The 25,094-nt window shown below is 38.1% G+C and carries 40 protein-coding genes, 1 tRNA gene, 1 pseudogene and 1 riboswitch; of the genes and pseudogenes, 9 read left to right on the top strand and 33 right to left on the bottom strand.

The features are described from left to right. Positions 1 to 3: 3 nt before the first annotated feature. The 29 genes from AC4ME5_RS01350 to AC4ME5_RS01490 form a co-directional block, all read right to left on the bottom strand. The gene (locus tag AC4ME5_RS01350) at positions 4 to 210 is read right to left on the bottom strand and encodes a HeH/LEM domain-containing protein (protein ID WP_061418872.1); all 207 of its coding nucleotides are present in this window, start codon (positions 208 to 210) and stop codon (positions 4 to 6) included. Position 211: 1 nt separating this feature from the next. Further along, entirely contained in the window at positions 212 to 1,102 is an 891-nt protein-coding gene (locus AC4ME5_RS01355) for a phage major capsid family protein (RefSeq protein WP_491799465.1), read from the bottom strand. Between the two features lie 3 nt (positions 1,103 to 1,105). Next, the gene (locus AC4ME5_RS01360) at positions 1,106 to 1,564 is read right to left on the bottom strand and encodes a capsid assembly scaffolding protein Gp46 family protein (RefSeq protein WP_491799467.1); all 459 of its coding nucleotides are present in this window, start codon (positions 1,562 to 1,564) and stop codon (positions 1,106 to 1,108) included. Between the two features lie 80 nt (positions 1,565 to 1,644). Beyond that, positions 1,645 to 3,057, bottom strand: a complete 1,413-nt coding sequence (locus tag AC4ME5_RS01365; protein WP_491799469.1) for a terminase — start codon at positions 3,055 to 3,057, stop codon at positions 1,645 to 1,647. A 110-nt stretch (positions 3,058 to 3,167) separates the two neighbouring features. Next, positions 3,168 to 3,407 carry a DUF7675 family protein gene (locus AC4ME5_RS01370; RefSeq protein ID WP_491799471.1) on the bottom strand — a complete coding sequence of 80 codons (240 nt, stop codon included), beginning with the start codon at positions 3,405 to 3,407 and terminating at the stop codon, positions 3,168 to 3,170. Further along, a complete protein-coding gene (locus tag AC4ME5_RS01375) occupies positions 3,397 to 4,788 on the bottom strand; it encodes a hypothetical protein (protein WP_491799472.1) in 1,392 nt (463 codons plus the stop codon). Before AC4ME5_RS01375 ends, AC4ME5_RS01370 begins: the two co-directional genes overlap by 11 nt. Further along, positions 4,778 to 6,046: a hypothetical protein gene (locus AC4ME5_RS01380; RefSeq protein WP_491799473.1), complete on the bottom strand. Its 1,269-nt coding sequence runs from the start codon at positions 6,044 to 6,046 to the stop codon at positions 4,778 to 4,780. Before AC4ME5_RS01380 ends, AC4ME5_RS01375 begins: the two co-directional genes overlap by 11 nt. A 208-nt stretch (positions 6,047 to 6,254) precedes the next feature. Continuing rightward, positions 6,255 to 6,599: an HNH endonuclease gene (locus tag AC4ME5_RS01385; protein WP_491799474.1), complete on the bottom strand. Its 345-nt coding sequence runs from the start codon at positions 6,597 to 6,599 to the stop codon at positions 6,255 to 6,257. 235 nt (positions 6,600 to 6,834) lie between these two features. Further along, a complete protein-coding gene (locus AC4ME5_RS01390; RefSeq protein ID WP_000754955.1) occupies positions 6,835 to 7,401 on the bottom strand; it encodes a site-specific integrase in 567 nt (188 codons plus the stop codon). A gap of 134 nt (positions 7,402 to 7,535) precedes the next feature. Then, the gene (locus AC4ME5_RS01395; RefSeq protein WP_268719700.1) at positions 7,536 to 7,961 is read right to left on the bottom strand and encodes an ArpU family phage packaging/lysis transcriptional regulator; all 426 of its coding nucleotides are present in this window, start codon (positions 7,959 to 7,961) and stop codon (positions 7,536 to 7,538) included. Positions 7,962 to 7,980: 19 nt separating this feature from the next. Further along, complete coding sequence (locus AC4ME5_RS01400) at positions 7,981 to 8,145, bottom strand: hypothetical protein (RefSeq protein ID WP_414357173.1); 165 nt, start codon at positions 8,143 to 8,145, stop codon at positions 7,981 to 7,983. Next, positions 8,123 to 8,602: a YopX family protein gene (locus tag AC4ME5_RS01405; RefSeq protein ID WP_491799476.1), complete on the bottom strand. Its 480-nt coding sequence runs from the start codon at positions 8,600 to 8,602 to the stop codon at positions 8,123 to 8,125. Before AC4ME5_RS01405 ends, AC4ME5_RS01400 begins: the two co-directional genes overlap by 23 nt. Next, positions 8,599 to 8,865 carry a hypothetical protein gene (locus AC4ME5_RS01410; protein WP_491799478.1) on the bottom strand — a complete coding sequence of 89 codons (267 nt, stop codon included), beginning with the start codon at positions 8,863 to 8,865 and terminating at the stop codon, positions 8,599 to 8,601. The genes AC4ME5_RS01405 and AC4ME5_RS01410 overlap by 4 nt, the downstream gene beginning before the upstream one ends. After that, the gene (locus AC4ME5_RS01415; RefSeq protein WP_491799480.1) at positions 8,862 to 9,182 is read right to left on the bottom strand and encodes a hypothetical protein; all 321 of its coding nucleotides are present in this window, start codon (positions 9,180 to 9,182) and stop codon (positions 8,862 to 8,864) included. The genes AC4ME5_RS01410 and AC4ME5_RS01415 overlap by 4 nt, the downstream gene beginning before the upstream one ends. Beyond that, on the bottom strand, positions 9,179 to 9,544 hold the full coding sequence (locus tag AC4ME5_RS01420; protein ID WP_491799482.1) for a YopX family protein: 366 nt from the start codon (positions 9,542 to 9,544) through the stop codon (positions 9,179 to 9,181). The genes AC4ME5_RS01415 and AC4ME5_RS01420 overlap by 4 nt, the downstream gene beginning before the upstream one ends. Positions 9,545 to 9,555: 11 nt before the next feature. After that, positions 9,556 to 9,834: a hypothetical protein gene (locus tag AC4ME5_RS01425; protein WP_491799484.1), complete on the bottom strand. Its 279-nt coding sequence runs from the start codon at positions 9,832 to 9,834 to the stop codon at positions 9,556 to 9,558. Then, on the bottom strand, positions 9,831 to 10,316 hold the full coding sequence (locus AC4ME5_RS01430; RefSeq protein WP_491799486.1) for a MazG-like family protein: 486 nt from the start codon (positions 10,314 to 10,316) through the stop codon (positions 9,831 to 9,833). Before AC4ME5_RS01430 ends, AC4ME5_RS01425 begins: the two co-directional genes overlap by 4 nt. 12 nt (positions 10,317 to 10,328) lie before the next feature. Next, the gene (locus AC4ME5_RS01435; protein WP_491799488.1) at positions 10,329 to 10,583 is read right to left on the bottom strand and encodes a hypothetical protein; all 255 of its coding nucleotides are present in this window, start codon (positions 10,581 to 10,583) and stop codon (positions 10,329 to 10,331) included. Further along, on the bottom strand, positions 10,580 to 10,840 hold the full coding sequence (locus AC4ME5_RS01440) for a DUF1372 family protein (RefSeq protein WP_491800059.1): 261 nt from the start codon (positions 10,838 to 10,840) through the stop codon (positions 10,580 to 10,582). Before AC4ME5_RS01440 ends, AC4ME5_RS01435 begins: the two co-directional genes overlap by 4 nt. A gap of 142 nt (positions 10,841 to 10,982) precedes the next feature. Continuing rightward, a complete protein-coding gene (locus AC4ME5_RS01445; RefSeq protein WP_491799490.1) occupies positions 10,983 to 11,480 on the bottom strand; it encodes a DUF1642 domain-containing protein in 498 nt (165 codons plus the stop codon). Further along, the gene (locus AC4ME5_RS01450; protein WP_491799492.1) at positions 11,473 to 11,661 is read right to left on the bottom strand and encodes a hypothetical protein; all 189 of its coding nucleotides are present in this window, start codon (positions 11,659 to 11,661) and stop codon (positions 11,473 to 11,475) included. The genes AC4ME5_RS01445 and AC4ME5_RS01450 overlap by 8 nt, the downstream gene beginning before the upstream one ends. 120 nt (positions 11,662 to 11,781) lie before the next feature. After that, entirely contained in the window at positions 11,782 to 12,009 is a 228-nt protein-coding gene (locus tag AC4ME5_RS01455) for a hypothetical protein (protein ID WP_491799493.1), read from the bottom strand. After that, complete coding sequence (locus AC4ME5_RS01460) at positions 12,009 to 12,830, bottom strand: ATP-binding protein (RefSeq protein WP_491799495.1); 822 nt, start codon at positions 12,828 to 12,830, stop codon at positions 12,009 to 12,011. The genes AC4ME5_RS01455 and AC4ME5_RS01460 overlap by 1 nt, the downstream gene beginning before the upstream one ends. After that, positions 12,831 to 13,592 (bottom strand): replication initiator protein A, encoded by a 762-nt coding sequence (locus tag AC4ME5_RS01465; RefSeq protein ID WP_491799497.1) that lies wholly within the window; start codon positions 13,590 to 13,592, stop codon positions 12,831 to 12,833. A 3-nt stretch (positions 13,593 to 13,595) separates the two neighbouring features. Next, positions 13,596 to 14,930: a replicative DNA helicase gene (dnaB, locus tag AC4ME5_RS01470; protein WP_491799499.1), complete on the bottom strand. Its 1,335-nt coding sequence runs from the start codon at positions 14,928 to 14,930 to the stop codon at positions 13,596 to 13,598. Then, on the bottom strand, positions 14,927 to 15,265 hold the full coding sequence (locus AC4ME5_RS01475) for a hypothetical protein (protein ID WP_491799500.1): 339 nt from the start codon (positions 15,263 to 15,265) through the stop codon (positions 14,927 to 14,929). The genes dnaB and AC4ME5_RS01475 overlap by 4 nt, the downstream gene beginning before the upstream one ends. Then, positions 15,262 to 15,690, bottom strand: a complete 429-nt coding sequence (locus AC4ME5_RS01480; protein ID WP_491799502.1) for a hypothetical protein — start codon at positions 15,688 to 15,690, stop codon at positions 15,262 to 15,264. Before AC4ME5_RS01480 ends, AC4ME5_RS01475 begins: the two co-directional genes overlap by 4 nt. Positions 15,691 to 15,728: 38 nt before the next feature. Beyond that, positions 15,729 to 16,013 carry a DNA-binding protein gene (locus AC4ME5_RS01485; protein WP_491799504.1) on the bottom strand — a complete coding sequence of 95 codons (285 nt, stop codon included), beginning with the start codon at positions 16,011 to 16,013 and terminating at the stop codon, positions 15,729 to 15,731. A gap of 59 nt (positions 16,014 to 16,072) precedes the next feature. After that, positions 16,073 to 16,216, bottom strand: coding sequence for a hypothetical protein (locus AC4ME5_RS01490; protein WP_491799506.1), 144 nt, complete (start codon positions 16,214 to 16,216; stop codon positions 16,073 to 16,075). A 116-nt stretch (positions 16,217 to 16,332) separates the two neighbouring features. On the opposite strand from AC4ME5_RS01490, the gene AC4ME5_RS01495 reads away from it, so the two are divergent. Beyond that, positions 16,333 to 16,500 carry a YjzC family protein gene (locus tag AC4ME5_RS01495; RefSeq protein WP_084940180.1) on the top strand — a complete coding sequence of 56 codons (168 nt, stop codon included), beginning with the start codon at positions 16,333 to 16,335 and terminating at the stop codon, positions 16,498 to 16,500. 200 nt (positions 16,501 to 16,700) lie between these two features. Beyond that, positions 16,701 to 17,357 carry a DUF4145 domain-containing protein gene (locus AC4ME5_RS01500; RefSeq protein ID WP_491799508.1) on the top strand — a complete coding sequence of 219 codons (657 nt, stop codon included), beginning with the start codon at positions 16,701 to 16,703 and terminating at the stop codon, positions 17,355 to 17,357. A gap of 104 nt (positions 17,358 to 17,461) precedes the next feature. Here the strand turns inward: AC4ME5_RS01500 and AC4ME5_RS01505 are convergent, their stop codons facing one another. Continuing rightward, a complete protein-coding gene (locus AC4ME5_RS01505) occupies positions 17,462 to 17,653 on the bottom strand; it encodes a DNA-binding protein (RefSeq protein ID WP_491799510.1) in 192 nt (63 codons plus the stop codon). 298 nt (positions 17,654 to 17,951) lie between these two features. Here AC4ME5_RS01505 and AC4ME5_RS01510 point away from each other — a divergent pair, with 298 nt between their 5' ends. From AC4ME5_RS01510 to AC4ME5_RS01525, 4 genes are all read left to right on the top strand, one after another. Beyond that, entirely contained in the window at positions 17,952 to 18,305 is a 354-nt protein-coding gene (locus AC4ME5_RS01510; RefSeq protein ID WP_491799512.1) for a helix-turn-helix domain-containing protein, read from the top strand. A gap of 3 nt (positions 18,306 to 18,308) precedes the next feature. Continuing rightward, a complete protein-coding gene (locus tag AC4ME5_RS01515; RefSeq protein WP_491799513.1) occupies positions 18,309 to 18,689 on the top strand; it encodes an ImmA/IrrE family metallo-endopeptidase in 381 nt (126 codons plus the stop codon). Positions 18,690 to 18,702: 13 nt separating this feature from the next. Further along, on the top strand, positions 18,703 to 19,617 hold the full coding sequence (locus AC4ME5_RS01520; protein ID WP_491799515.1) for an HIRAN domain-containing protein: 915 nt from the start codon (positions 18,703 to 18,705) through the stop codon (positions 19,615 to 19,617). A gap of 120 nt (positions 19,618 to 19,737) precedes the next feature. Next, on the top strand, positions 19,738 to 20,826 hold the full coding sequence (locus AC4ME5_RS01525; protein WP_491799517.1) for a tyrosine-type recombinase/integrase: 1,089 nt from the start codon (positions 19,738 to 19,740) through the stop codon (positions 20,824 to 20,826). Positions 20,827 to 20,866: 40 nt separating this feature from the next. Here the strand turns inward: AC4ME5_RS01525 and AC4ME5_RS01530 are convergent. Then, positions 20,867 to 20,939, bottom strand: a tRNA-Thr gene (locus AC4ME5_RS01530). Between the two features lie 105 nt (positions 20,940 to 21,044). Further along, a complete protein-coding gene (locus AC4ME5_RS01535; RefSeq protein WP_491799519.1) occupies positions 21,045 to 21,557 on the bottom strand; it encodes a QueT transporter family protein in 513 nt (170 codons plus the stop codon). Further along, positions 21,555 to 21,651, bottom strand: a riboswitch (PreQ1 riboswitch). It overlaps the preceding gene by 3 nt. A 28-nt stretch (positions 21,652 to 21,679) precedes the next feature. Between AC4ME5_RS01535 and AC4ME5_RS01540 the strand changes: the two genes are divergently transcribed. Continuing rightward, positions 21,680 to 22,132 carry a GtrA family protein gene (locus AC4ME5_RS01540; RefSeq protein WP_096422994.1) on the top strand — a complete coding sequence of 151 codons (453 nt, stop codon included), beginning with the start codon at positions 21,680 to 21,682 and terminating at the stop codon, positions 22,130 to 22,132. Positions 22,133 to 22,195: 63 nt separating this feature from the next. Continuing rightward, positions 22,196 to 22,576, top strand: a complete 381-nt coding sequence (gene mscL / locus AC4ME5_RS01545) for a large conductance mechanosensitive channel protein MscL (RefSeq protein ID WP_033584199.1) — start codon at positions 22,196 to 22,198, stop codon at positions 22,574 to 22,576. Positions 22,577 to 22,617: 41 nt separating this feature from the next. Here the strand turns inward: mscL and hemH are convergent. Next, a pseudogene (gene hemH / locus AC4ME5_RS01550) lies at positions 22,618 to 23,711 on the bottom strand (ferrochelatase). A 153-nt stretch (positions 23,712 to 23,864) separates the two neighbouring features. On the opposite strand from hemH, the gene pepT reads away from it, so the two are divergent. Next, a complete protein-coding gene (gene pepT / locus AC4ME5_RS01555; RefSeq protein WP_096422289.1) occupies positions 23,865 to 25,088 on the top strand; it encodes a peptidase T in 1,224 nt (407 codons plus the stop codon). The last annotated feature ends 6 nt before the right edge of the window (positions 25,089 to 25,094 follow it).

Consider the following 25,094-nt stretch of genomic DNA (forward strand, 5'->3'; position numbering starts at 1 on the left):
TAATCACCCTTCATTTGCGATTAGTAAATCAAGCAAAGCAGATTTATTTGCCTTGCTATCATACTCAACACCCAATTCATCAAGTTTCGCCTTAATTTCTGGAACAGTAAGGCGATATTCGTCCTTGAATTCACTAATAGGAACCCAGTCACCCGCCAATTTACTGTCTGTTTCAATTGTTGCTAAGGTTTCTTTGTTAATATATTCCATATTAAGCCTCCACACGAGCAAATGCCTGCTCGTCAAGAATTCCCCAACCTACATACACTTGCGTACGCAAGCAAACTTCACGGTAGCGTTTCAAATCGCGACCAGCTCCGTCTGGATCACCGTATTTAATGATTTCAAGAGGAATTTCATCTGCATATCCCCATTTGACGGCATTTTCAAAATCACCAACGATAACATGGTCTTTTTTAGCCGAACTTGCAACTGTTGTCAATGTTTTATTGACATCTGACTTCATTCCGTAAAATGATCCTGGATTTTGGCCAAAACGGTATTCAGGATATTGGACTACCCCGTTTACCTTGATGTTTCCAAGTGCTGCTCCTGCAGCAGGAGACAATGCGATTCCATTTACTTCGCAATCATTTGCTGTGATGGTTGCAACAGCAGCATCAATATTTTCATCAATTTTACTTGCTTCATAAGCAACTACATTCCCTGTGATCAAACCATCAAATGAGTTTGTTGCTTTGAAAGAAGCATCTGTCATTGATTTTGGTTCAAGTCCATGGAATGAAGCAATGTCAATTGCTTGTGCAACTTTTTTAGACAAGCCATCAATAAATGATTTGAGGTAAGATAATTGTTTTTCTTCCGAACAATTTACAAACTCCTCAGATACCCGTGCTTGGTAAGTAATCAAAATAGGTTTGATTACCTTTGGTTTCATAGTTGCACTTCCAGCGTTCGAAGGATTGCCTTCACCTACGATTTCAGCATTTCCTTCTAGATTGAATACAAATGTTTCAGTTCCAGAAAATGGAATAGGTTCTCGAGTAGTAAGTTTTGCAAGGGTTGAATGTCCCTTTACCTTACTAAAAATGTCTTGGACTGTTTCGACTGGGAAAATATCCCCTGTTTGTAGTGTTGCCATAAATTATTCTCCTCTCATTTTGTGCAACATTCCTTTTAATGCTGCGTCTTTGTCATCAATTGAGCTAGGCTCCTTTGTTCCAAGCGGGTAAACTGGTTGAGTTTTCTTCATATACCCAGCCAAGCGCTCCGCATCTGCTTTGAAGCTTTCTTCATCAGTCCCCTGCAAACGATCTGCAAGGTCGTAAGGTAGTCCATGTTGCAAAGCAATCCGAGTTCGCAGACTAGCCGTCTCATAACCAGCGATTTGATTCTCCATTTCTTGAAGTTGCTTGTCAGCATCCGCCTTACTTTGATTATTAGCTTCAATCGTTGACTTCAAGCCAACATTTTCTTTTTCCAATTCTGCAACACGAGACTTGAGCTGGTCATAGTCTCCGTATTTCTCTTTCTCACGAGATAAGCGGGCCTTAATAGCAGCATCAAATTCTTCTTGTGTAGTAATTGGTTTAAAATCTGACATTCTCATGTCTCCTTTCTCCTGCTTTCCCGGCAGTTCGGTAATTTTTGGCATCAAAAAAAGCAGTCACCTGACCGCTTATTTTAATAACTAATTTTCTGCTTTTTCTTAGGCTTAGTCGTAGCACAAGCCCAGTGCGCAAGCAAGGCGCTGTCCATCAAAGAAATATCCATATCATCAAAATGCGATCGATAACCAAAACCACCATTTGAACCAATATTCCGCTTATCGCAGTTAGTGGCTACTTTTGATAGCGATGGCTGGCCAGCGTGACAGATGGTTTTCTGGTAGATGCCTTGTTCCCAAAGAGCATTGGCCACGATGATTTCTTTCACTGTCGGAAGAATCACATTCTTGATTCTGTAGTCCTTCAGCTCTTCGTCCAGGATTTTTTGACCACTTGCGCCATCAATGACAATCTGAGCCACATCAGCTTCACGCAAAAAGGCAACCATCCACTCATTACCATTACGAACAGATTGGCAATCGACTGTCTCAACAAAGTAACGACCATCCTTAGTCCGTGCAGCAATACTCAATGCCACGTTCGTTCCATCTTGGCCGTACTTAATACCAACAGACAACTTGCCAGACAATTCTGGAATATCATCCACCTTGAGCTCGTTCCACTCAGTTTCAGAAATAGCAGATTTCTGGTTGTAAGTTGGCCAAAATCCCAAACGTTGGATATTATGGTCCAGCTTATCCTCACCAAGCTCTGCCTCAATCTTACGCTCATTTAAGTGGTAGCCCATTGATGGATTGGAATTATACCAGGCTTCCACATCGTCGATTTCCTTTTCGTCAGAAACCGACCACTCAGCCCAGCCCGAATACTTCCCTTTCCCAAAAAGACAAGTCTCTCGGTACTTAGTAAAGACTGTACCGCTTGAAACAGGTGTCGGAGGTGTCCCACACATGATTGTGATAGGATTTTCACTATCCGTAACCGTGTACTTCAAAGCAGATTCTTGCTCGGTCGTGTACTCTTGAGCCTCGTCAATGATCAGCATGTCAAACCCTTCACCAAGACCACCATTTGATGTTCTGGTACGGAATTGGACAACACCACCTGTTGAATAAAGTTCAATCCGCTCCTGCCCCTTGGCTCGAATGGAATTAAAATCCTCACCATCCACATACCCCATCTTTTCAAGGTATCGCTTGACCTTTTCAAAAGAGGCATGAGAGGTAGAAATCCTGTGGGCAGTATGTAGGATATTTAATCCTTCATGTAACCCCCAAATTTCACCAATATATAGTAGTTCAGATTTACCATTTCGTCGAGGAATAGAGTAACCAAACTTCTGATGCACCCAAAGACCATTCTTGTCAATGGCCATCATAGGCAGTAAGAGATTTTTCTGCCAGGCATAGCAAGAAAGACCCGTCCGTTCGTAAAGTTCAATCGCTTCTTTAGCTTTTGAATTTTTCTTGACGTATTTTAAAATCACCGATTGAGTAGGATTCTGATTGCCAAGTTTCTTCCTCGCCATTCCACATTCCTTTCAATCGTCATCGCATGATAACCCTATCGCTGGGAGATATCGGATCACCTCCTAAACTAATGCACAATAAAAGCACCCTTTCGAGTGCTTCAAATTTCTTATTTTCGGTCCGAAAAGAAATCAGCCCAAAATGGATTCTCTTTATCAAAGTTTTCAATCTCTTCTGAGCTCATATTATGAGGATAATCTTCAAAAAGGTTATAGAATTTTTGCTTGTCGAATGTGATTAACATCAACCCTCTAGCGAACCAGGCTGTATCAACCCACCAAACTATATCACCATCATTTTCTTTATAGCAATATTCAGACCAATTAACTTCTTCATAATCATCTTTCACGACCCTCAGCCCCCTTCATTTGTTTAGAATCTGCAGTATTGATAAAACTCAATATCTTGTGAAATTCAGGGTTATCTTTCAATGAGTTCACATCAATAAGATAGCTATTTGCATCATATCTTCTCCCAGCTACACTGTGAGACTTCTGACCTTTGAATCTCTCTTTCAGAACAATGTTGTTAAACGGCTTAAAACCATTTAACGTTCTTGATTGAAGTTCCAAGTACTCGAAACGACCTTCGTTTTTCCTTATGATTGCTGCATGACTCCCTGTTGCCAAGTAGTATTCATTTCCACTTTCTACTTTCTCCAACAATTCTTTTACTGCAGTAAAATCATTTGTATGTTTAGCAACATGCATTTCAACTCCTGGAAGGCTACCAATCATTTTAATCCTACTATCTCGAGAAAAGAAATCACAACTCTTTCCTCCTCTAAAATCTAGGACAGTATAGCCACCTTTGTTCCCAATATAAGCAAATGCTGCTGACGAACATGACCCTCTAGTCCTATCTCCACCACCAACAGCTTCGATAATTTGTTCCTCAGTTAATTTTTTACGACTTTTCTTAATAGGATTTGAAAGAATTCCGTTTTGAAGTGCTAGCTTTCTCACTTCACTCATTTGCAAATCTTTATTTATGTCTTTTCTTACTTCTATTTTAACATTTTCATCTTTTTTTCTCCAAATTTTATTCCAAATATCCTGAACTTTCCCGTTTTTAGGATCATAATCTACAATACAACGACAATGCTGATGCCTTCTATAAACGTCCTTCGGAACTCTTGGATATTTATAATTCCCTTGAACTTCCTGACACCACTCACAACAATGAAAATACGATTTTCGGACAATCTCTGGTTGCAATCCAGCTTTATGATGAAACTCAGCATTCTTCCTAATGCTGTCATCAATGATTGATTGAGTGAAGTTCACAATAGGTTCACCGAGCAACCAACTGACATCCTCAAAATTCTCCTCAGACGAAAATCGATTGACAATGCCAGCGATTCGTTCCTGATTTAATTCAGGAACTTGAACTTTCAGACTGATTTTTGCTTCATCGTTCAAATTCTTCTGGACATCGCTAGCATAACCACTCACAAGCTCGTGATTTCGTCCTAGCACGTCCGTCAGTAAACGTTGAGCAATATTGTAATACATTTTACCATCTGGTAATTTATCGGTGCTCAGGGACGTTCCTAGAGCCTTAGAGAGAATATCGCCAATTTCAATCGCAAACTCATTTGCAGTTTTGTAAGTGGCCTTTTTTGCCTTCAACGTAGCAAAAGCATTTCTGACGATCTCACTCTTACCGAAATCTCTCTCAAACCTCTCCTGAACCTCTTGCAAGATACCAGGTAAAACATCATTCTCCATTTGAACCACCCTCGCTTACCACTGGTTTAGCAGACATATCTCCAGCGATACCAGTAAGATCTCGAATGGTTTCTGCGTTGATGTAACCAGGTAATGCCTGATTTAATTTGACAACACCATCACCAATCATGGTCATCGTATTCGCATCCGCTTCAAACAAAGGCTCCCACTTGACTGTGGTTCTTACAAATTGGCTTCTAGTATAGCGAAACTCATCACGCAAACAAGCTGCAACATAAGCGACATTTAGCAATCCAGCACCTAGTGAGCGCTGAGCCTTCCGACCAGCAAGACGAAGATTCTCATGGCTAGCCTTGATGGCTTCCACAGATGATGGATTATCTGAAACGAAACCAAGGTCATCCAAAGTCAACCCCATTTCACCAGCAAATCCAGCAGCGGCTGTTCTCAGTTGCTCAGTAAACGGTGACATGCTAGCTGTAGTAAACTGTCCAACGCTCGGCTTCTCACCTTTATCGCTTGAAGAAATCGTCAACAAGCTTGATACAGTAGCTTTCCATTTCTCCATAGGTTCCGCATCAGGATCAAGTCCAAGAATATATTTCTGTGGCCAAGAGTAAAATTCCGCAGTAATGTCTGCTCTCTCCAAAGTACGCTTAGCATATTTCTGATAATACATTCCAGCCCTGGTAATTCGCGACCTACCAAACGGACGAACCGCATCAGGACGATGAATAACCGGAACCAACAAAGGGATACCAGTTTCATTCACAACCGAGTATGGTCTACCATCTTTCGGAATGAAGTGAGTAGCATTAGGCTCAAAGTAGGCTTCAAGTGTTGGACGATTGTAATCATCACGAGCCAGAACTGCATAACCTTCTACAAGCAATCCAGTGATTGGATCAATTACACCCGTCGCATTACTTGATTCAATGACTTGCAACCTCACCGCATCATCTTCACCTTTCGAAATGTAGACGAAACTACACGAACCAATCAGTGCAGCTAAAATAGCACTATCAAAAAAGATGTCAGGATTGTTGCGATTGAAGATTTCCATAACATTAAAATCATCATTGGCAAATTCCCTGAAAATCAAACGATCTGCAAGACTATCAACTCCCTTTGCAGTCCAACCAAGAACAGCTTGATACTTCGCCCTGATATGTGCAGGAATTGTAATTCCTGTCGGTGCTTCATAGTGCTGCATCGCATAATGCTTGTATCTCAGATTGACTCTGCTCCGATAAAGATTCAACTTCCTCCTAAGATAATCAATACCTCTTAATTCCAAATCGCTCTCCTTTCATTGTGATGATTTGGCGCGAGAAAAAATGTACAGTGACGGCGTGAAGCCCTCGAGCGCCTAGTGGGAGGGGGATGCCCCCCTATCCTCTGCTAGGACTTACTTCACACATATCTGTTATTTTTTCAAATTCTAAGCATTCATTATTATTTTTGATATTTTTAAAAAATAATATAATTTTTCTTTTTTGGCTTCTTCAAGCTCTGTACTTTGTCCAATCTCTTGACTGTGGCAGGTTGCGATTGCCTACAATAGTAGCATTGGCTGACCTATCGTCAGCATATAACTTATCAGACTTCTGTCTGTTGCATTGCCAGTGCGCTAGCTGTAGGTTGTTGATGTCTGATGGATGACCGTTTCGATTGATTGGAATAATGTGATCGATAACTGGTGACAAAGGATGTGGATACTTCAATGACTTATCCACTGGTAATCCACAAATCCCACAAGTATTTCTGGTCTTTAGAATAATCTTTTTATTCTTTTCAAAAGCGACTCTGTGAGGACCACTCCGGTCCGGTCTATCCTGGGGGGTATTCATCTAGGGAGGGGATCCTTTCTTCTTAGGGGAGGGGGATTGGTATTCTCAAATATACCCCCTCGGTATCTTTCAAAACAGGGGTGTTTTTAGTGCACTCACCCCCTCTTTTATTTAACATATCTTATATTTTGTGACTTTCAAGAGAGTGTGGTTTAACTCAGTCGTGACAATGGGTTTCTAGCGTTTCTTATTTATCCAATTTACCATTTCTCAATATGTTAAATAAGCGTGCTTTTTAGTACGTAAAGGTAAGCATACTTTCATCAATTTCATCTTGATTATATCCAATATAATCTAATGTGATGTCTGGTGCAGAGTGATTAAGTATCTGCATTAAAATAGCTATATTTCCATTTTGTTTATAGTGATGATAACCAAACGTTTTTCTCATCGAGTGTGTGCCGATGTGTTTAAGTCCTGAATGTTTAGCTGCATCATTTAAGAATTGATACACAGCTACTCTACCAATGTGTTTAATTCTTACTCCGTCACCTCTAACTTTTTTTCTACTTGGAAAAAGATAGTCGTAACTCTCAAGATGATTTTCTTTTATGTAACGATTCAAAGCCTTACGTAATTCTGGATTAACTGCAAATTTTCTTATTTTGCCAGTTTTTTTCTCTTTGATCTCAATTCTATCTTGAACTACATGTTTTACTTGAAGAGGAACAATATCGCTTACTCGTAGACCTGAGTATATTCCTACTAAAAAAAGAATATAGTTTCGTTCACTCTTTGATTTCAAATAATGCTTCATTCTATCAATGTCATCTGGTTCACGAATTGGTTCTACTTTTTTCACGATATCACCTCCAAACTCAAAGAAAAAGACAGGGTGTGCCTGCCTTTACAATTATTTCATAATATAATTTTAGCACATAAAATCATATATTCACTACGAACTTACTCCAGCTTTACTCCAAAAAAACTCCAAGTTTACTCCAAAATTTCAATCTGTTCACCGTTTCGATAAAGTTCTGCAAATGCCATCAGAGATTTATCCAAGATGTCATAATATGAACTTTCTGAAAGAGATAAGTCCATTGCGATTGTTTCATCCTTCTTGCAATCCCACTGAAGATACTTTTCAAAAAGTATCCTACGATATAGAGGATCATGTAAGTTACTAACTGCTTGCTCAATTGCATCCAGCTCAAGCTCTGCATCAACTTTCCGTATAGCTAACTTCTCGACTTGACTATCTCTCCCGCTTGATGGATTTCGTGGCATGAATGAGTAGGTAGTGGTCACTTTCTGACCTTCAGTGTCATTGGCAACACGACGCCATCTAGGATATCCTTTTAAAATTTTCTTGGCATTTTCTTTTGTTTTGGCTTCATTTATATCAGGAAAGAAAGGCATCACTCACCTCGTTTCTATCTCAAATAATTTTTCCTTCAAATATCAGAGTAATTGTTCCTGTACCGTCTTTGTTCTTAGATACCAAAGCACTACAATCTGAACCAAACTCAACTCCTTCAATTGTGATGCTATGCTTCACGCTATCAACGTTGATAATAGAATCATTTGATGTTTTTATTCTCATATTCCATCTCCTCCAAAAGCTCAGGATTTTCGTAGATGTTGCCGATGATTTCAAACTCAAAGTCTCTACTCTTTATCAATTCAGCGAAAGTAAGATGTTCGTCTTCCATTCGTATGAATAGAGACGATTCGGGATATCTAGTTTTTCCGAACTCAAAACAAGCTTCACCTCTCACTACTTCAATGAAATTAATACCTTCTACTGAGCCATCTACATAACCCTCGTGACAATATTCATCCCACTCGTCATTAAATTTTAAGACATCCCCCTCAAAGATTTCTTGATCGTTATTGTCAAAAAGTCCTGTTGATTGCATGAGGTCATAGTTTTTGATATCCTCTTTTACAACGTTACCATTTTTGTATGTTGCTTTGATAACTTGTTCATTCAAGATTAGTGCATCAACTTGCACCATTTCTTTAAACTCTTTATCCCATGCTCTAAATTCTGGTCTCATTCTTTTTCCTCCAAAAGCTCTGGGTTTTCGTAGTTTACATCTAAAAATTTACCTAACCAGCCAATCACTTCACGGCTAGGCAACTTGTCTTTCTTTCTGTTGATGCAATAATTTGCAACAACAGAATCCAAAAAACTTCTACTACTGTTAAAACCTGGATGTGCTAAAATATGTTTTTTCAATCTTTCGGCAATCGATGTATTCGGAACATAGACCAGTTGTTTTCTAATGTGATTGTAAAACATTCTTGATTCTTTGCTCATTTTAATAACCCTTTCAATTGTTTTCTAACAAGACTTATTTTAGGAAAATCTGCTATCGATTTATTCCCATTTATAACAATGAATTTTCTTAACATTTTAGGATTTTTGTGTATCATCTCTAATGCTTGTTCAAAATTCAAGTTTCTAATTTGGCTCATATAATGTCCTGAACAAAATTCAAAATTATTAATAAAACATTGTTTGATAAGTTCATCCGTCCATGATTTTTTCACTTCATAATTTTTTCCTAAAAAATCAAGTTCCTCTTTCACTTTTTGTAAAAGCGGATTTTTAGGATTTGTGCTAATAATAATCATAAATACTCCTTGTTTTCGTAAATGTTCCCGGCGATTTCAAAACTTTCGTCACTTGAAAAATTAGACATATAATCTATAACCCACCTATCGTCGTGTGGTTTTAATCGATAGCTTCCTTCTTTGATGTCGTAAAAAACAGTATATAGACTATCGGAAAATTGAACGATATCCCCTTCAAAGATTTCTTGCCCGTTCTTGTCTCTGAGCCCTGTTGATTGCATGATAGTTGCATTTTCATCTTCAAGATAAAAGTCAAAACTATATCCACAAACACACCTTGTCCTATCTTTTTCAAAAACGAGTGCTTTCACTCTCAACATCTGAATAGTATCTGGCAGCCAAACCCTAAATCTTGGTATCATGCTAACACTCCTTAAATAAACAAACTAGCTAACCAAATTAAAAATGCACATGTAATGATTTTCGAAATACTGCTCTTCACAGCATACGAATAATCCTCTTCAGATTCTTTTTTGCTGGATAACACAGGCCAGATGAAAGATAGTAGTGCATCCATTCCTAATGCTTGCCAGACTGTAATGTTACCAACTGGGACAATCGTTGTGATGATTTCATTCCAACCATACTGAATCACAAATGGCGATACAACGATTACAAATACCACCCCAATAATGATTCCTAGTTTTTTCATTTCAAATCCTCCTCTTTAACGAAAGTTCCATCAATCCAGCGACCTTTACGGTCTTTGATTTCTTGATAGGCTAGTTCAAAGCATTCATCAAAATCATATCCGAGTGCAGTGCTTAGCGATTTTAACCATCGTATAGTACGTATCAGACTTAATTTGCGAAAATCTTTAGAAAATGATTCTCGATAAATCTGAAAATCGCTTATATTTCTACTTAAATGACTAAAACATGTCATTAAATCTCTATCATTTTCTGATGTTTTAAAAATCTCCTTCAAATCCTCTTTTATCAGCAAGGCCAAACCGACAATCTCGACTGCACAATCTCCGATACTATCTTTGGTCAGTTGTTCGTTTTTCTTGAGATAGCCAGCGCATAACTCTCCGAACTCTTCGCTAAGTTTTAATGACTGCTTATCTAGTCGTCCACCGTTTTCAAAGTCACGGTCAATAAACCATTGTTTCACTCTGTCTAGTGTGTTCATGATAACCCCTTTCTATTTGTTATACAAGGTTACATTGCTTGAGTGAGTGTAATACACCTCTACGTTTTCAAAAGTAACTCGAACGCTATCTTGTCGTTCATATTTCGCCCATTGCGCAACCTTACCTTCGACAATTTGCCCGTCAACTAATTTTACTTTTGCATATTTGAAAGTAAAGGTTGTTCCTAAAATGTCTTTATTCCCGCACCCTACAAGACTAATAAAAGACAAACTGATTAAAATTGTAGCAACTAATATTTTTTTCATATTTCTACCTCATCCCAAACTTTTACTTTCTCATACACTTCCTTCGTAACTACGAAAATTCCGTAGTTCTGTACTGTGATTGTGTGCATGTCGCCTATTTTTTCTTTGTGGACGACTCTGCCTTTGATTTCTGCGCCTTTGTTATCTGCTTTGTAGATAACAATCGGGCGCTTTTTTTCAAGATTTCTTATATGGACACACTGCCAGATGTTCAAAATCGCTGACAATAATATCCAGATCGCGATAAATCGTTTCAATCTATGGCCTTCCTTCCGTGTTCTTTCAACCATCTATCAAATCCATCGAAAACATTCTCATTTTCTTTGAGTTTAAATATCCCACTGTATCTATCATCACAATACTCGCAATAATCGATATAGTCTCCACCGTAAAACGACATCACTCAACCTCCTCAATCTCAATTCCTGGGCAATCAAACACCCAGCCGAAGTCTGCGTCTTCTAATTCTTTACGTGTATGGTGCTTCTTAAGTTCTCCAAAACTACCAAGACTTCTAAACTTCCAAGTATTCGAAAGTTCCCCAAAAAACAAATACTCGCAGTCTTCGTTTATCCCTTTCACTTTCACCAAATACCGCTTCTCTTCCTCAACCTCGTAGCCGTCCAGCCATGCTCGAGCGAATAGATTATAATTTTCTTGATCGAGAAACCACAAACGCATTTTCTCTCCTCCGTTGTTAAGAGCATTGCGGAGATTACGTTTTTCTTGTTTTGAACTTTCAATCCAATCCGCCACAAACTGCGGGACTTTGACTGGTTGCGGTTCGTCTAGTTTAGAAACAAGTTCTATTACCGCGTCTATCTCAATATATTCTGCTTTGTTGCCAAAAATATTTTTTAAGCCTTCTATCCGTTCAATCAATTCCTGCTTATTCATCTTCCAACTCCTTCAACTGTTCTTTCATTTTCTTAAGTTTTTTCTTCAAAAATTCACGATGAGCAGTACGACCTTGTGCCACTCGTCTATCGCATAGCTTCGAATACTCCTCGATTTCCTGCTCTGTGATTTCAATTGAATGTTTCAATCCATCAATTACTATTTGTTTGCTATATCCCATGGTTTATCCCACTTGGTTTTCTAAAAATCCAGCTCTTGCCCCTCATGGCTCAAAGACACAAGAGCTAGCAAATTCTTTATACGCCATTCGTCCAAGTCTGACGCATATTCTAGCTCGCTTTTAACGTGGTTCGCGGCACGTTGATTTTGTCGCTAAGTAATAGCAATCTATCGCACCATAATCAAAACGTACATCGTCTTTTCCGATGTGTTTCTTGAATTTTGGTCTGGTAATACCTGAGAAAGACCACTGATGGTCTTTCATCCGTTCAATAAGTTCATCCACATTGTTAAAACTTCCAAGAAAAAACTTGCAGTGTCCATTGTAGACGAAGTAAAGATTTAACATCAATACCTCCTGTCCTTCATCCCAGCTGGATACACAAAGCACCTGCCAGTTGCTCCCTCAAAGATACGGCTTGATAAAGCCCCATTCCCAAAATCATCCGAGTAAAGCTCTTTGATTTCTTCACTAGACAGATTCGTGTTGATAATCGTATTCGTCCGATTATCCAGGATCTTGAACAATATCTGATGCGCCCACTCATTCCGTTTGGTATCAGCCTTGCGACTCTCTTTCCCAAGGTCATCCAAGAAGAGAAAGTCAACCTCAGACAGTAGCTTGACCATCTTTGCTTCTGAAAATCCATTGTCAAACTCAAAGCTTTCTCGAATCTTGTCAAACAAGGTCACAACCGACACAAAGAGCACGCTTTTAGGTTCATCATAAGACTTAAATTGCTCATTGAGAAACCGAGCAAATCCATAGGTTAGATGGCTCTTACCAACACCAGAAGGACCAGTGATGATAGCATTCCCAGTCTCACCCTTGGCATAGCAGCGCTCCAACCGCTTCACAAAATTCATAGCATTTTCGTCGATGTCAACTTGAATTTCATAGTCATGTAGTGACTTGCTAGTCAGCTTACTTGAAACGATACTGTCACGATCAAAGACCTCGTAAGTATCCGATAGCTTACTCTTTACCTCAGATTCCATATTCAACTGCTTTTCAAAGCGTCGAATGTTCTCTTTCTCGCACTCAGGACATTGACTGATTTCCTCAACCTTGCCCTTGATGGGAATCTTAACAGACCAAAGATGGCATCCATGGATTTCACAAATATCATCAAGAACTGTTCTGGTTTTGAATTGTTTAAACTGCTTCATCTAAAACCCTAGCCTTTCGTCAACTGCTGATTGAAACGACTGAGCTTTGCGAGGCATAGGCTGATTTAAATAATTGTCCATCTTATTACCGAAAAGCGTTTGCGGTTGAAGATACTGCTCGTATTCTGTACCTTTCCACTTAGCGACCATAATATCCACAACCTTTTTAAAATCTTCAAGGACATAGCCCTCTTTTAACCTTGCCTTGATAAATTTTTGATGACTAGCAGTATTTACCTTGAAATTTTTCTTAGATTTCAAATTGAGATAAGAAATAACTTCTTTACAAATCAACAATTTATTATTATCTATATCAGTCTTTCTAATATCAGTCTTTATTGTTTGTACTTCTTGCGTATCCAGAGCGGTATTTTCTACGGTTCTGGACGGTATTTTTTTCGGTTCTGGAGGTTCACGCTTGATAATTTTTGGACCAAGGATGTAAAGTCGATTTGGCTTAGTCAAGCCCTGACGTTCTTCCCTCAACAAACCTGATGTAACAAGTTCCTTTTTAATCTTGGTTACCGTTTTCTCCGAACAACCCAACTCTTCGCAAAATTCAGCCGTTGTAAAATACATAAATACTTGACCATTTCGATCATGCCACTTGGACTCCAAAGACAAGTCCAAACGATTATAAAGCAAGGCGTACATTATTTTAGCGTTGTTTGATAACTTTTTATAAGGCTCCTTAAAGAGCCATTTAGGCAATTGAAAATATTGAAACTTTTCAACTTCATTTTTAAAATAAGTCTCAGCCATCTTCTACTCCTCCACACTTGAAAATTTTGTGTATTCCTTGTGAAAATACAACTTCACTGTTCCGAGACTGCCATGCCGATTCTTTTCCAGGATAAGCTCCGTCACGTTATTTGCTTCTTGACTATCTCCTTGCTCCTTCTGATAGTAGGCATCACGATACAAGAAAGCTACAATGTCTGCATCTTGTTCAATCGAACCTGACTCTCGCAAATCTGCTAACATCGGACGCTTATCTTGTCTCTGCTCAACCGCCCTACTTAATTGCGACAAAGCAATGACAGGTACTTTCAAATCCTTAGCTAGGATTTTCAATTCCCTTGAAATTTCAGAAACAATCTGCTGACGATTCTCACCTTTTGCCCCAGTGATCAATTGCAAGTAGTCAATGATAATGACTCCAAGGCCTCCCATTTCCTGGGCAAGTTTACGAGCCTTTGACCGTATCTCAGAGATACGAATACCAGCCGTATCATCAACAAAAATAGGAGCGTCATAGAGATTCCCTTGTGCATGCACTAGCCTACTCCATTCCTCAACACTCAGATTCCCAGTTTTGAGATGATACCCTTCTACCATGCCCTCAGATGCTAACATCCGCTCAATCAAGCTCTCCGCCCCCATCTCAAGCGAGAAAATAGCAACAGTTTTTTTCTCTTTTACAGCGATATATTGAGCGATATTTAGAGCTAGCGCTGTCTTCCCCATCGCTGGACGAGCAGCAAGGATGATAAGGTTGTCCTCATGAAGACCAGTTGTAATCTTGTCCAGTCCATCAAATCCAGTAGATAGACCTGTCACAACTCCATCTGTCTGCGATCTGGTCTCAACCATCTGCATGTGTGTATCAAGGATATCAGCCACATTGCGAAATCCTGTACCCGTATTCTGATTGCTGATGTCAAGCATAGACTTTTCAGTTTTAGCAATGATATCGGCGATAGATGCATCGCTTTGATAGGCACTAGAGAGTGAGTCCGACAAATCAGCAATTACTCTTCTTAGAGTTGACTTTTTTTTTACTAGCTTCGCATAATGCTCCACATTTTTTGATGTTGGAGTTGAGTTTACTAGTTCAACAACATAGTTTAAACCACCAATTTTTTTAATCTCTCCCTGATTTGTCAGAGCAGAAACCATTGTCGTAGCATCGATTGGCTCACCTTTTTCAAGCAATGACAACATGGTCTTAAATACAATCTTGTTGGCAGGCTTATAGAAATCATCAGGAGTCAATTCATCTGCCAGTGAAATGATGGTGTCCGGTGAGATGAAGACAGCTCCAAGAACTGACTGCTCTGCTACTAGATCATGAGGTGGTATTCTAAAATCTTCACTCATGCGTTATCCCCCCAATACTTTTCCAAATCCACATTCATCACTGCAGCAAGATTCTTTTGCTCGGTCAAGATTTGTCTGCGATAAGGAGCCAGACCAGCTTGTCGCTCCTCCTCACTTCGTGGTAAGTAATATCCGTTCGGTTTCATCTTCTTAGCTACGATAGGATGCCTAAAATTCACACGCAAACTTTCGATAGTCTCCTCCAGCTTACGCTTCGACAGTCCAGTTTCTAAGCGTATTTCACTTGCTTGAATGGGCAAATCGAAAGTAGCGCAATTCATGATCATGTTTAACACACGTATTTCCATCTCGCTCATATCACGACTAACTGTCATGTCTTTGCCCTCCATTTCCTTGGATTCTTACGTAAATCCATAGTCATTTCTTTGTAAAGCAAACGCCCATTTTCTTCTAGGAGATTTGCATTTTGTCTACTTAGAAGATCATTATTTCTTGCTTCTTCATGATAATCACGAGCTAGCCTGTCATAGTCTTCGATACATGACCGAAAAACTTGTGGTACATCCTCAATCGATGAAGCGAGGCCTATAGGAGGTTGTGTGTCATAGGTAGACTTTCTGTCACACATTCTCAGGTTTCTTCTAGCAACTTCCCTGAAATCTTCTGTTTCTTCAATAATGACCACAACATTTTGCTCATCCGATTTTTCATTTTTAGCCGTAAGCACCATTAGGATGAACATCCCAATGAAAATCACTGCTAAGCCAAGCAATTGGCTTGATAAAGTTGGTTCTGTCATATTGTTTCCTCCCACTTAATTTCCATTTTTCCGCTCCTTTAAAGAGCTGTTTTTTGCCAGTTATTGTGATACCATTCAATGACCGCATCTCGAGGGTATTTCTCACGTTTTCCTTTTATCCTTGGAAAGTCCTTGTGACTATTGAAACGCTCATCAAATGTTCCTGTATCTTTCGTTCCAAGCAACATTTCAGAACATTGCGACTTATTCAATTCCATCGGATAGCGCTTTTTCTCATCTGTTATGATATTCATCACCTTTAATGTTCTGTCCATCAATCCAGCTTCAAACTGATCTAATAATTGATTCATTAAGTCATTCATGATATAATTTCCTTGAATAATTTTGTTGAGCGCCTGATTTCCGTCAGATGCTTTTTTGTTTATACAATATTACTTTCCATTGCCCTGAGTTCAATTTCATGGCTAACTTGTCTCAATAGCTTCTCACACGCTATTTTAGCTTCTCTGTACGTTGTGTTCTCACTGATGAAGTAATCAGCAAGTTCAATGATTTTATCTTCCATCAATACCTCCTATATCAGTCTCAAGACTGATGAAATTCCCTCCTAATTTGCTATAATAATCTTGACTAGGACCTCTCACCGTTTTAGTCAAAATTTCAACAGAAAGGAGCATTATTATGTCAAATACTCCAATAAAACCTGGAACAGACAATCAGAAACCTGGCCACTATGTAGAGGTGGGACCTCGTGGTGGAAAAGTCACTAACGGTCATACCGCAACTATTGGAAAAGGTGACCGTCTCCCTCCGACATCAGCTAAAGGCAACGGCTGGAAGAAAGTCTAATCTTCGTTTGCGTACAATCGTTCAATGGTTGTACGCTTTTTCCATAAACAAAAGCACATTCCAAAAATATTAATTTGAATCCATGCTTCGGCGTAATCTTTCCCATCGCTTGCATAATGGGTTATATAATGATGAATCATTTTATTCCTTTCTAAATATGATATAATATAATAAAAACGATTGGAGAAGTTGTTATGTTGATGAAAGCGAAATATGGTAATTGGGGCAATGCTGAAGTAAATGTTACTGTAACAGATATTTGTCCTAACTGTGGTAGAGGCATAGAGCCTATATTAAAAGATTCATCATTTTACAAAGATGAAAATAGTCACATCTTGTTTTTAACTTTATTTTGCAATTCTTGTAAATATGCTTGGGTAGATTCTTATGATTATGTATCCGATTATGGAGATGTTTTCCCAAGGGATTTACACTATTACAAAGAGGTCCCATCTAAGTTCCCTAAAGAAATTTCTAAACTTTCTCCTCAAGGTGTTAAGACATATGTTCAGTCTTTACAAGCCGAGGCAGACGGTTACGACACTTTAGTTGGGATTGGTCTCAGAAAATCTCTAGAGTTCATCATCAAAGATTTTTTAATATACAAATTCCCTGAAAAAGCTGATGAAATTAAGACAAAACCGTTAGGGGCTGTCATTAAAGATTACATCGATGATCAGATTTTACAAAAACTCGCTCAGGCCACTTCGTGGATAGGAAACGATGAAACTCACTACGTACGAAAACATACAGACAAAGATTTACAAGATTTGAAAAAATTTTTAAATGCTACCATCCGCTTTATCGAATATCAACTAACTATTATGGACGCTCAAAATCTTGTAGATCCGATTTAGTAAGTTTAGATTCTAATTCATCCAACTTCTCAGCAATATATGTCACGGTCCTCAATATTTCATTGAGGGCTGTTCTTTCTAATTCGTTCATGTTTACTCCTTTCCTACTCAATCCCATAATCTTCAATAACCTGAAGAATAAAACTGTTCGCTCGTGGACCTTTTGTTGTTCCACTTAGAATGTTTGTCACTTCCTGTCGCTTAAAGCCGTAAGCAACCGCTAGAGTTGCTTTTTTGATCCCTTTCTCTTTCAAGAAAGCATTAACTATTTCACGACCATTTGCGATATCTGGCATATACGTCCCTCCCTCTTCACTAATTTGTAAATAAGAAACAACTAAAATTTTAACTATTTTTTGTGTTATTGCTTGACTATTTTAAATAAATAATTTAAAATGAAAGCATAATAAAAAGCACTAATAAAACTATAAATACCGTTCGCCAAAACATTTTTTATAATTTATTTTTTAGTTGTTTTTTTAGTTGTAACTTACTTACAAAAACTATTTTAAATCATTTATTTAATTTTGTCAACAATTTTAAACAAATAATTTAAATATTTTTTGTCAATCTCTTAGAAAGGTTGATTTAACAATGTTTCCGACATTTGAAAAAGTTAGAGAATTAGCAAAAAAACAAGGCTTATCTCTAAATCAAGTAGAAGAAAAACTTGGATACAGTAAAAATACTCTGTATTCTTTAAAGCGACAAAAGGTCAGCTCCGAACGATTACAAGAAATCGCCGACTACTTCAACGTGTCCACTGATTACCTGCTTGGACGCACAGATAATCCGACTATTTCAAATAATGATACAATCGCAGGATATACATCGGCTGACCTCCGAAAAATGGCAGAGAATGCCAAGACCTTTGATGGCAAGCCACTTACAGAGGAAGACATCGATGCCATCCAGAACATCATCGAGATTTATTTGAGAGGTAGATAGCCTATGACTATTGAAGAGTTGGTAGACTCGCACGGTGTCACTCTAGCTTATTTTGATAACGAACTCTGGCACAGACCAGGGTGCTACATCAAAGAAATCAATATCATTTTTATAAACCGTGAGCTATCCGAGAACGCACAAAAACGGGTCATATACCATGAATTAGGACATCTGGAACATTCTACTGAGTTATATACAAATAACCACAATAGGTGCGAAAATGAAGCCAATAGGCACATGATCCATAAATTACTAGAAGAAGAACTCGCACTCTCTGATGATCAGTTATCTTTTAACTATTTACACTTTATGAAAAAGCACAAATTAAAAACCATCACAGATGAAGTCATGGTAATTGATGAATATTATTCATTGATTAGTTGAATAGGGGTAGAATATGAAAATAGGAATGAGAACACCAAGTCTAAAAAAGAGCTTGAAAGCTAGAACTACCAGCAAATGGAAAAGACAAGCTAAAAAAGCCATTATCCCTGGATATGGAAAGAAAGGCGTGGGATGGATAAAGAATCCCAAGAAAGCCATGTATAATAAGGTCTATCATAAGACAACGTTTGGTCTTACAGATTTGTTGAAACCGTCTAAAAAGAGAAAGAAAAAAGTAGTCATAAAAAAACAACAATCTATTTTGTCATCTAACGGTAAAAAGCAACACACTCCCAAAGACCATAAAGAAGCTGGCATTGTGCTAATGGTCTTAGGTGCAATTTTCCTATTTTTATTTCCACCTCTCGGCTTCTTCTTGTTTATTACTGGTTTTATAACTTACATTATTGGCCGTCTAACTGCAAAGCGAGAGAAAAAGAAGAAAGTTGAAAATTACAGTCCACAGATTGATACAATTGTTTTCCGAGATGACTTCTTGTTAATGGGAACAAATTATCATAAAGAAGAAGCTGAAGCTGCTGCTGATTTTCTTTCCAAGGGTGTCCATTATTTTGGAAAAGATAATAAAAGTTTGAAATCTTATATGCTTGAAACATATAAACCTGTTTACAAATACAATAAATTGAAAACAGTGGATGTTCAACTATTACCAGAACCTTCAAATCCACATGATAAAAATGCTGTCAAAGTTTTAGTGAATAATATCTTTGTTGGATACTTACCAGCTATGGTCGCATCACAAATTTCATCATTTATGGCTAATCCAAATTACAGATACGATGCAATCCTTACTGGTAGAGGTGGACCATATAAAACCCTAAATATTGAAACCGAGAGAGTTGTTACTCGTGAAAAAGAATTAACGTATTATCTAGATTTAACAATATGGCGCCTAGCCAAAAAATAATAAAAAAGCCCCACGCTCTCAAACTTTGGCGAGTCTGAGCGTGAGGCAATCAGGATAGTAAAAGGCATTAAAAAGCCCTTTTTACTATACCTATTTTATCAAAAAAGTGAGGTAAAAACAATGGCCTACTTCAGACAAAGAGATAACGGTTGGGAATATCGAATTAGTTACAAGGCTCCTAATGGAAAATTTTGTCAAAAATCAAAAGGGGGATTCAAAACAAAAAAACTAGCGCAAGCTGCATCACTTGAAGCTGAACGCTTGCTCAATAAAAATATTATTGTAGATGACCAACAAACTTTATTAGAATACTTTCAAAATTGGGCGAAAATACATAAAAAACCAAATGTCAGCCCAGTAACTTGGAAAAAATACCAACATACTGAAAGTAAAATTAAGTTATATTTCAGAGATACAAGACTTAATAGCATCACCAATTCCATGTATCAGCAAGTATTAAATGATTTTAGTAGTACCCACACTCAAGAAACTGTCGAGAAATTCCACTATCATTTGAAAGCAGCAATTAAGATGGCTGTCTATGAAGGAATTATTGAACGTAATTTTTGCGATTTCGCAGTTATTCGCTCGTCTGTTGAATCTTTTGCAAAAGAAACTAAATTTCTAGAAACGGACGAATATATTGAACTTATTAATACTACTAAAGAAAAATTTAAATATCATTCTTATGCAATTATTTACCTCATTGCTGTAACTGGAATGAGATTTTCTGAAGCCCTTGGCTTAACATGGAATGATGTTGATTTCAGCGAAAAAATCATTGATGTAAACAAAACATACAACTATAACACCACGTTTAATTTTGCTCCTACCAAAAACGCTAGTTCCGTCCGTAAGATTCCTGTTGACGATCAGACATTATCGATTCTAAAAGAGTATAAAGAAAAATACTGGAAAGAGAACGAACAAAACAGAATCTTTGCATCTGTGTCAAATGCTGCTGCTAATAAGACTATCAAAAAAATAGTCGGTAGAAATGTCCATATCCACTCGCTCAGACACACATACGCTTCTTACCTTATTACCCAAGGTATAGAACTCATTTCCATCTCTCAGCTTTTGGGACATGAGAATTTGAATATCACCCTCAAAGTATACGCTCATCAACTAGAAGCGTTAAGAGAGAAGAATAATGACAAGGTAAGAAATATCTTTGAAAAATTTGGGGCAGATTTGGGGCAGACATAACAAAAACCCTTTTAAATCAAGGGTTTTTCTGTCTATTTAATGCTAATTGCCGGGATTGAACCGGCGACCTCATCCTTACCATGGATGCGCTCTGCCAACTGAGCTAAATCAGCTTACCTGAAAAGTATACTATAGTTCTATGCTCTTGTCAAGCGCTCTCTTTTAATTTTCTATAATGAAAAAAGCTAGACTTGGCAAGTATCTAGCTTATAAATTTCTTATTTTGTAAGGTCGATTCGCTGTCCCAGTTTTCCGATTAGGATTGCACCAACGATAAGCGATGCAAACTCTCCAATCCCTGTAGAAAACCAAGTAAAGAAGAATGGAGCTTCTGTCAAGATATGAAGTTCAGCTGCAATGGTAATCATTGAAATGGAGAAGAGGATTGAAAAGAAGAAATGATCTTTTCGAATAAAACCATTAAACAGATAGTCTTTCTTGTACTTGCTAAAGAGCCAAACACCTAGACTAAGGAAAACTAGAGTAGATCCCCCGCCGACAAAGACATCTATTAGGCCAAAACTACTAAATAAATTAGCAATCATACATCCAATTGTCACACCAATGATGTATTTAGGGTTGTAAAATGCCAAGAAATTCAACATTTCTGAAATACGGAACTGATACGCCCCAAAACTAAGAACATTGATTGGTGGTGTAATAGTCAAAACCACATAAATAGCAGCAACAATAGCAATATCTGCCATGTCACGAACAGTTAAATTTTTCATATTTTCTCCTTTGGCGGTTTCCCGCGTAAAATATGCTTGGTGAAAGAAGCTAAGCACCAAGGGTTGAGTGAACCAACCTTACTAGTATAGCACATTATATGACTTTATGCTATACTAAAATCATGAAAAATCAAATAAAAGCTTTTTTTGATAACGAGCTTCTCTCCTACTTATTTTTTGGTGGTACTACTACTTTAGTATCTATTTTATCACGTTTAGCTATCTACCATATCAACCGTCAGGAAATCCTAGCAACCGCAGTCGCTAATATTATCGGTATTCTTTTTGCCTTTATCACTAATGATACTTTTGTCTTTAAACAAGAGAGAAAGAATTGGGCAATCCGTCTGGCTAAATTTTTCTTAGCTCGTCTGTCTACTCTTGGACTGGACGTTCTTTTAACATATATCTTCGTTACATCTTATCCTAATATTATTGGTCAGTTTGTTGAACAAAATATAGATAGGGTTAATACTATTGAGACTATCTTGGCTCAGATATTGATCATTATTTTAAACTATATTCTCAGTAAAATTTACATTTTTAAAAAGGGCAATTCATCTCTAAAACATTAATCTTGCAATTCGTTCGGTTTTAGGATATAATAAGTCAGAAAATTAGGAAAGGAATTTATGAAAATGTTAAAGGATCTTAAAGAATTCTTGCTTCGCGGTAATGTTGTTGACCTTGCTGTCGGTGTAATCATCGCCTCTGCATTTGGTGCTATCGTAACTTCACTCGTTAACGATATCATCACTCCACTTATCTTGAATCCAGCCTTGGAAGCTGCGAAAGTACAAAACATCGCTGAGCTTGCATGGAATGGTGTTACATATGGTAAATTCTTGAGTGCTATTATCAACTTTCTCGTTGTAGGTACTGTGCTTTTCTTCGTTATTAAAGCTATGGAAAAAGCGCAAAACCTTCGTAAGAAAGAGGAAGTGGTTGAGGAAGCACCTGCTGCTCCAACTGAACTTGAAGTTCTTCAAGAAATCAAAGCTCTTCTTGAAAAAAAATAAGACAAATAAAGGATCTAGCTTAAAGCTAAATCCTTTTTTCTTTACTCTTTTGGTAACTTACCAGCCTTTTCCAGCATTTTCTTAATCAAGTATGGCATCTTCACATTTTCACGGCCTTTTTTCTCAATGAGCTTTTTCACAAATTCTGGCATCTGAAGGTCGTCTGTCTCTTTCATGATGTCCTTGGTAGTTGCTGAAAGCGCTAACTCATCAAAAGTTTCTTCTTCTGGAAGAAAAGCTTTAAATCCTTTGTCTTCATTGGCTCTTACAGTAGCAACTAAGGCGTCAATTAAACGACTATCCGTATTGGGTTTAGGTGGACGATGGTAATGCACCCCCAATTCCTGACATAGCTCATAACATTCCACACATTATCAAACAAGACTTCAATGTGCTCACTGATAAAACTAATAGGTACAAAAATATAATGGTCTGGATGCTCTGTCTGTTCTCTGAGATATTCTAATACATCTGTCTTAATCCATGGAATCCCGATATCACTCTCACTCTGCCAAGTGTTGGTATATTGCTCGGAACTCAAACTCAGTTTTGCAGCAACTAACTTGCTATTTTCAAAAATTTGGTCGATATATGGGTCACCAAAATCCAAGGCAAAAATGGGTACACTGTGGGCTGAAAAGATGACTTTAAAACTATCCTGCTTCACTTCTTCTTTTAAAATCTTAGCAATTTCATCTGCCCAATAGTTTAAGAGCGCTTCTTCCTGATACCAGTCCTTAATGACCAAAAACTGAATTTGCTTGCTTTCTAAAAATTTCTCATAACCCATGACAGAGTAGAAAGAATAATGGGGCTCCAAAATCAAGCAAATACACTGCTCGATTCCGTCTACTTCCATCTGACCAATCACATCTGGAATAAAGGGTTTGGAAAACTTATTAGCAAAATAAACACTATACTCATTCCCCAGCCTAGCTTCTACCAATGCAACCTCTTGACGGGTAATTTTTTGCGGAGGCGTGCCACCAATTCGTACATAATTATCGTAGAGAGTTTGAATTTCGTGGTTTCGAGGTCTCACTCCACAACGAATATTTGTGAAAAAACAGCCACACCTTCAAAAGTAATCTCTTTCTGGCGAACCGAAAGTCATCATTAAAATTGCTTTTTTCATAATCGCTTCCTTGTGATATTTTTATCAAGTTTATTTTACCATTAATTCGTTGATTAGTAAACGCTAACATTGTATATTCCCCTAACTTCTGGCTTTTGTTTTTCTCTTCTTTCTATGATACAATGGAAAAAATGAATTCAAAAGGAGTTTTTTATGACTTATCCAAATCTCTTGGACCGTTTCTTAACCTACGTTAAGGTCAACACGCGCTCTGATGAACACTCTACTACTACTCCAAGTACGCAGAGTCAGGTTGACTTCGCAACCAATGTTCTTATCCCTGAAATGAAACGTGTTGGATTGCAAAATGTTTACTACTTACCAAATGGTTTTGCTATCGGAACACTGCCTGCCAATGATCCAAGTTTGACCCGTAAGATTGGTTTCATCTCTCACATGGATACTGCTGATTTTAATGCTGAAGGCGTAAAACCGCAAGTTATCGAAGACTATGATGGCGGAGTCATCGACTTAGGTACTTCTGGTTTCAGACTCGATCCTGCTGACTTCAAGAGTCTTGAAAAATATCTAGGCCAAACGCTTATCACAACTGACGGAACGACCTTGCTGGGCGCTGATGACAAATCTGGAATTGCTGAGATTATGACCGCTATCGAATACTTGACTGCTCATCCTGAAATCAAGCATTGTGAAATTCGAGTTGGTTTTGGTCCAGATGAAGAAATCGGTGTTGGTGCCAATAAATTTGACGCAGAAGATTTTGATGTGGACTTTGCCTATACTGTTGATGGTGGTCCGCTAGGAGAACTGCAGTACGAGACTTTTTCAGCAGCTGGTGCTGAGCTTCATTTCCAAGGACGTAATGTCCACCCTGGTACTGCCAAAGGACAGATGGTCAATGCCCTTCAGATGGCGATCGATTTTCATAATCAACTTCCTGAGAATGACCGGCCAGAGCTGACAGATGGTTACCAAGGTTTCTATCATCTTATGGATGTGACAGGTAGTGTCGAGGAGGCGCGTGCAAGCTACATCATTCGTGATTTTGAAAAAGATGCCTTTGAAGCGCGTAAAGCAGCCATGCAGTCTATCGCTGATAAGATGAATCAAGAACTTGGTAGCGACCGTGTCACTCTAAACTTGACAGACCAGTACTACAATATGAAGGAAGTCATTGAGAAAGACATGACGCCTGTTACCATTGCTAAAGCTATTATGGAAGATTTAGGCATCACGCCTATTATTGAACCAATTCGTGGAGGAACAGACGGCTCTAAGATTTCCTTTATGGGAATCCCAACTCCAAATATCTTTGCGGGTGGAGAAAATATGCACGGACGTTTTGAGTACGTTAGCCTTCAAACTATGGAACGTGCAGTTGATACCATCATTGGTATCGTAGCTTATAAAGACTAAAAAAGA

It is taken from the genome of Streptococcus sp. A69 (assembly GCF_058556195.1).